The organism is Streptomyces sp. NPDC003042 (assembly GCF_053591315.1).
Genome location: NZ_JBSFTP010000155.1, coordinates 1 through 5,646, shown reverse-complemented (window position 1 = coordinate 5,646; position 5,646 = coordinate 1). Strand labels below are relative to the sequence as shown.

Here is a 5,646-nt window from a genome sequence, read left to right as displayed (position 1 = left end):
CCAAAACAACCCCCCGCCCCCCCGAAGGGCGGGGCCGGTGCGGCCTGGAGCGTGCGTGCCAGGCCCCACCGGCCAGGAGGGACTTTGACGACACGACCTAGAGGGGTCACGTGAGGATCCGCTCCGGCGGCAGCCGACGCTGCGGCTGCCGCCGGGCAATCGCAGCGCACCGGAGTTGGAGTAGGCATGGCCACCCAGAAGAACCTCGTCGCCAACCGTGAATCCCTCGTCCACAAGGTCCGGTACGCCGCCCGCCGACCGGACCGGATCGCCCCGTATCTGAAGCGGGCCGCTCGTGACCGCTGGCTGGCCTTCAAGCACCCGGACCACGTGAACTACTACCGGGCCGTGATGGCCTCGGACACCCGCCGCAACCCCGAGGCAGCCGTCGGCAGTCAGACGCACGAGCGCTGGCTGGCGCTGGGGCAGATGCAGTTCGACTACCTCATGGGGCACGGCCTCGCGCCGGAACACCGCATGCTCGACATCGGCTGCGGCAACCTCCGCGCGGGCTGGCGCTTCATCGACCACCTCGACGCGGGCCACTACTACGGCATCGACATCTCGCCCGACATCCTGATCGCCGCGAAGCAGACGCTGACCGCCCAGGGGCTTCAGGCCAAGGTGCCGCACTTGACCATCACCAGGGATCTGACGCTGGACTTCCTGCCCGACGGCTACTTCGACGTCGTCCACGCCCACAGCGTGTTCTCGCACTCACCGATCGAGGTCATCGACGAGTGTCTGGCCCACGTCGGCCGGGTACTGGCCCCCGGGGGCTGGTTCGACTTCACCTTCGACCGCACGGAAGGCGCCGAACACCAGGTCCTGCGCGAGGACTTCTACTACCGCACCCAGACCCTCGTCGACCTCGCCGCCCGACACGGGCTGAAGGCGCGCTTCATGGAGGACTGGGAGAAGCTCGGGCACGGCCAGTCCAAGATCCGCGTCAGCACCGGTTGACCGATCCCCGGGGCTCCGTACAGGTCACCACCCGGGGCCGGGGTGCGCGATCTCGAACAGGAGGGTGCACAGCTCCGCGGTCACCTGCTCGACCTCCACGACCTGGGTACGCAGGGGCGGGGGCAGGTGCGCCCGCTCCCAAACGGCCACGGGGTCGCTGCGGGCCGCCCACAGGCGTTCGAGGTCGCGGGCCGTCTCGGCGAGGGAGTGCACCGCGGTATGTACGAGCGCGCCGACGGCCAGGCCCAGCGGGTCCGCCGCCGCTGCGGCGGGGCCGAAGGGCGCGTAGGCGGGCAGGGCGGTGAGGGTGAGGACGGTGGACTCGATGTGGGACATCCGCAGCAGCCGCTGGATCCACGCCGGGCCGGGCTCGCCGTCGGGCAGGTCCGGGTAGTCGGGCTCGGCGGCCAGCGTGGCGTGCAGGATCCGCGCGAAGTCCCGGTGGTCCGGGGTGGGTCGCCACAGGCCCTGGTGGAGCGAACGGGCGAGTCGGGCGGCATGGGTCCGGGCGGATGCCACATCGGCCACCCACTGCGGCTCCAGGTCCGGTATCCCGCCGGCCCGCACCGCGCGGGCCCGGTGGCCGAGCGTCAGCGGGGGCGGAGGCATCCCATCGCGGGTCTCCGCGACGGCCCCCTCGTCCGCGAGGTGTGCGGTGAGGTGGTCGACGACCACCAGCCGGGCCCGGCACCGACGCCGTCCGTCACCGATGAGCCGGATCCAGCCGTCCGCGGTGCGTTCCGGAACCTCGCCGGTATCCAGCGGCCCCTCGTGCAGGCGGTGGGTGTACGCGCCGTCGACCCAGCCCAGCAGCGCGCCCAGCTCGACGTCGTCGACCAGGACGTCGGCCTCCCTCGCCGCGCGGCACGCCGCCAGTGCCAGCAGCCCGGCCACCGGCATCCACCGCGCGGCGAACTCGGCGCCGTCGGGCGCGTGAGGGCGGCCGGGTCTGGGCCCTCCGGGGCCGCGCACGGTGCGGTTGTCGTAGCCGGTGTGCCACACCACCAGGGCACCGCACGTCATCACGGCCCGCCGCCACGCCTGCGTCCCGTACGCGCTGTGGTTGCGCTGCTCCCAGCCCTGCCGACGCTCGGCCACCGTCCACCCCTCGCCCGAACCGGTCAACTGCCGGTCATCCAGAGGCTAACCGCCGGAGCGGCACTTCCAGGAGCCCCGGCCGCGATCCGCGCCGGGCTGAAGAGTGATTCATTTTATACTGGCGCGGCCAGAAGTATCGGGCGGGCGGCCACGGTGAGGGAAAGCAGGCTGGACAGACATGGTCCGGATGGAGTTGCGGCCGCATCAGCGGGAAGCCGTGGACGCGGTGCTCAAAGCGCTGGAGCTCCCGGGGCCCGGCCGGGTCGGCGGGGTCGGTGGGACGGGCCTGCGGGCGCAGGTGGTCATGGCGACCGGGTCGGGGAAGTCGTTGGTCGCCGCCAGGAGCGCTCATGAACTCCGTGCGGGCCGTGTGCTCGTGCTGGTGCCGTCGCTGGATCTGCTGGCCCAGAGCGTGCGCGCCTGGCGGGCGGCGGGGCGCAGGGGGCCGATGCTCGGGGTGTCCTCGCTCCGGGGGGACGAGCTCGGGTTCGCGAACACCACCGATCCGGACGAGCTCGTCCGGTGGACCGCACACCACGACCACGTCGTGGTGTTCTCCACCTATGCCTCCCTCGGGCTCGGGACGCTGGAACGGGCGCACGCGGCCGGGCTCCCGGCGTGGGATCTCGTGGTCGTGGACGAGGCCCACCGTACGTCCGGGCGGATCGGGAAACCGTGGGCCGTGGTGCACGACAATGCCAGGATCCCCGCCGCCCGGCGCCTCTACATGACCGCCACGCCTCGGCTGTGGCAGGACGGCGAGGACGTGGAGGGCAGCGGGCCCGGGGAGCTCGTCGCCTCGATGGAGGACGATGAGAACGGTCCCTTCGGCGCGCGCTGCTACACCCTGACGCTCTCCGAGGCGATCGACCGGCACATCGTCGCTCCCTACCGGGTGATCGCGGTCGACGTCCGCGACCCGGGGCTCCAGGCCGCAGAGCTCCTCGGCATGGAGCAGCGTTCCGACAGGGTCCGGGGGGCGAGGCTGGCCGCCTTGCAGACGGCCCTGGTCAAGGCCGCTGCCGAGGAGGAATTTCACCGCACCCTCGTCTTCCACCACCAGGTGAAGGAGGCCGAAGCCTTCGCCACCGGCCTGCCCGACGTGGGCGCCCAGCTCCACGCTCTCGATCCGGAGCTGTATCCGGCGACGGTCTGGGCGGACTGGGTGTGCGGAGAACATCCTCCCGTCTACCGGCGCCGGGTCCTGGACGACTTCGCCGCGGGGGCGGCCGCCGACGGGACCGAGGTCGAGAAGACCTTTCTCAGCTCCGTGCGGGTGCTGGGCGAGGGGGTCGACACCGCCCAGTGCGACAGTGTGTTCTGGGCCGATCTGCGCGGATCGATGCCCGACCTGGTCCAGGCCGTCGGGCGTGCGCTGCGGATGCGGCCGGGTGAGGGGAAGGTGGCCTCACTGGTCGTGCCGGTGCTGCTCGGCCCGGGTGAGACGCCCGACGACATGCTCACCTCCGGTGGCTACCGTGACCTCGTACGGTTGCTCGAGGCCCTGCGCGCACACGACACCCGGGTCATCGAACGCCTTGCCGAGCCGCAGGCGCCCAGCCGGTACACGCCCTTGGCCGACGCCGGGACGCCCGGCGAGTGGCATGCGGACGCGGAAGGCATCAGCGCTCCCGCGCACGCCCTCCTGAAGTTCTCCACCCCCCGCAGCCCGGCGAAACTCGCGGCCTTCATCTCCCTGCGGGTGCTGGAGCCGGAGAAGACGCACTGGCTGCGCGGGCTGGAAGCGGCGATGCTCTACCGCCGGGAGCACGGGGACCTCCGCGTCCCCTTCGCGTACAGGGTTCCCGCGGCCACCGAGGCAGAGGCGGGGGCCGAATATCCGGTGCGGTGGCCTGCCGTGCTGGCCGGTTTCCCGCTCGGGCAGTGGATCGCCGACGCGCGCCGCGGCCATGCGGGCGGCCGGCTCGGCGCGAAGCGGGTCAAGGCGCTCGACGAGCTGGGCATGGTCTGGTCCGAACGCGACGTCGCCTGGGACGAAGGCCTCACCGCGGCGCGGGGCTGGGCCGCCGAGCACGGACATCTGCTGGCGCCGGTCGACGCCGTCTGGCAGGGGCAGCCCGTCGGGGTGTGGCTCAAGAACGCCCGGGCCGCGGCGCGGCGCACCGCCGAGAACGAGCGGCGGGAGGCGCGGGGGCTGAAGCCGTTGCCCTTGGCGTGGGCCATGTCGCAGGAACGGCGGGAGCAGTTGGAGGACATCGATCCCGCGTGGTGTCCGGCGTGGTCCGTCGCGTGGCAGCGCGGCTTCACACTGGTCCGTGCTCACGTCGACAACGGCGGGCGGGTACCGATGGACCCGGGCGAAGTCGTCGTCCAGGGCGAGGACTTGGGGCACTGGGTGCGTACGCAGCGCTGGGGGTGGGACGGGCTCGCCGCCGGGCAGCAGTGGATGCTCGCCAACGTCCTGGGCGTCGGGCCCGCCACCGCGCGGGAGAAGGCCCAGGCTGTCGGGCGGACCAGCCAGGCCGACAAGTGGACCGTCAACCTGGCGGCTGCGACACGGTTCTACGAGCGGGAGGGCCACCTGACGGTGCCGCGCAAGCACGTGGAAGCCGTGGCCCTCGACGAGCACGGCCTGCCCGCCCGGGAGCCGGGGCGGGAGCGGGAGGTCCGTGAGGTCAAGCTGGGCGCCTTCATCGCCAACTGCCGGGTCAGGAGAGCCGCGCTGTCCCAGGAACGGGTGGCACAGCTCGACGCGATCGGTATGAGGTGGGCCGCCGCCGCTTGAGCGGCGCGGACGGCCGGAGCCGGATTTGTCGACCGGCTGGCGAGACGTACGGACCTGGGAACGCACGGGGGCGCGTTGTGGGGTACGTTCGACTGTTCGGGGTGCGGCCTTGGCCATCAGGGTCGCGACGGGGGCTGCACCCCGGGTCCCGTCCTCGGCGGTGCCGGTGGTGACGGATTCAGGCGGGCTTGAGCGGGTCGTGGCCGATGCTCATCATGCGGTGCCGCCACTGCGTGTCGCCCGCCTTGGTGTCGAGTTCCGGGACGCGCTCCGAGCGGACCGTGTCGACGACCTCGCGCATCACCCTCGCGTCCTCGTCCGTGAGGTCCGCCGGGCGCTTGCCGAGGATCTTGAGCACCTGCCGGCCGGTGGCCGGTCCCGCCTGGTCGGGGACCGCCTCGGTGTCCTCGCTCGCGGCCTGCGTACGCAACCAGTCCTCCAACTCGCGCGAGGTCATGTTGACGACCTTGTGGAATTCGTTCCAGAGTTCCTCGGATGTTCCTGGTGACATGGCCCTCCTCCTGCCTCCCGTGCGGCTGGGCCCACCCGGCCGGGCAGGTGTCTTCCCCCAGCGGCTGCCCCCCGGCCTGCGCCGCAAACAGGGTCCGGTGCCGGAGTGCCCGGTCCGGACGTGTCCGTAGCGATCGCTCCGGCGCCACGGAGCGTGGTGATCCGTAACGCGTTGTAGACCCGGGAAAAGGCGGTGCGGTGCGCCTGGTGCGGCGGGGGGGGGGGGGGGACGCCCCCCCCCCCCGCCCCCCGGCCGGCGCCCCCGGGCATTGTCGATCAAACCACTTTAAAACACATCCCATACAATAAACATATATTTTTGTTAGGAG

General features: G+C 72.1%; 4 protein-coding genes. 2 read left to right on the top strand and 2 right to left on the bottom strand.

The window, feature by feature from the left end:
* The first annotated feature begins 186 nt into the window (after nucleotides 1–186).
* Nucleotides 187–963, top strand: coding sequence for a class I SAM-dependent methyltransferase (locus ACWDYJ_RS35800; RefSeq protein ID WP_451569783.1), 777 nt, complete (start codon nucleotides 187–189; stop codon nucleotides 961–963).
* Nucleotides 964–987: 24 nt separating this feature from the next.
* On the opposite strand, the gene ACWDYJ_RS35795 is transcribed toward ACWDYJ_RS35800, so the two are convergent.
* Nucleotides 988–2,061: a hypothetical protein gene (locus ACWDYJ_RS35795; RefSeq protein WP_451569782.1), complete on the bottom strand. Its 1,074-nt coding sequence runs from the start codon at nucleotides 2,059–2,061 to the stop codon at nucleotides 988–990.
* 178 nt (nucleotides 2,062–2,239) lie between these two features.
* Between ACWDYJ_RS35795 and ACWDYJ_RS35790 the strand changes: the two genes are divergently transcribed.
* Nucleotides 2,240–4,807, top strand: coding sequence for a Helicase associated domain protein (locus tag ACWDYJ_RS35790; protein ID WP_451569781.1), 2,568 nt, complete (start codon nucleotides 2,240–2,242; stop codon nucleotides 4,805–4,807).
* 178 nt (nucleotides 4,808–4,985) lie between these two features.
* On the opposite strand, the gene ACWDYJ_RS35785 is transcribed toward ACWDYJ_RS35790, so the two are convergent.
* A complete protein-coding gene (locus ACWDYJ_RS35785; protein WP_451569780.1) occupies nucleotides 4,986–5,318 on the bottom strand; it encodes a DUF3140 domain-containing protein in 333 nt (110 codons plus the stop codon).
* Between the last annotated feature and the right edge of the window lie 328 nt (nucleotides 5,319–5,646).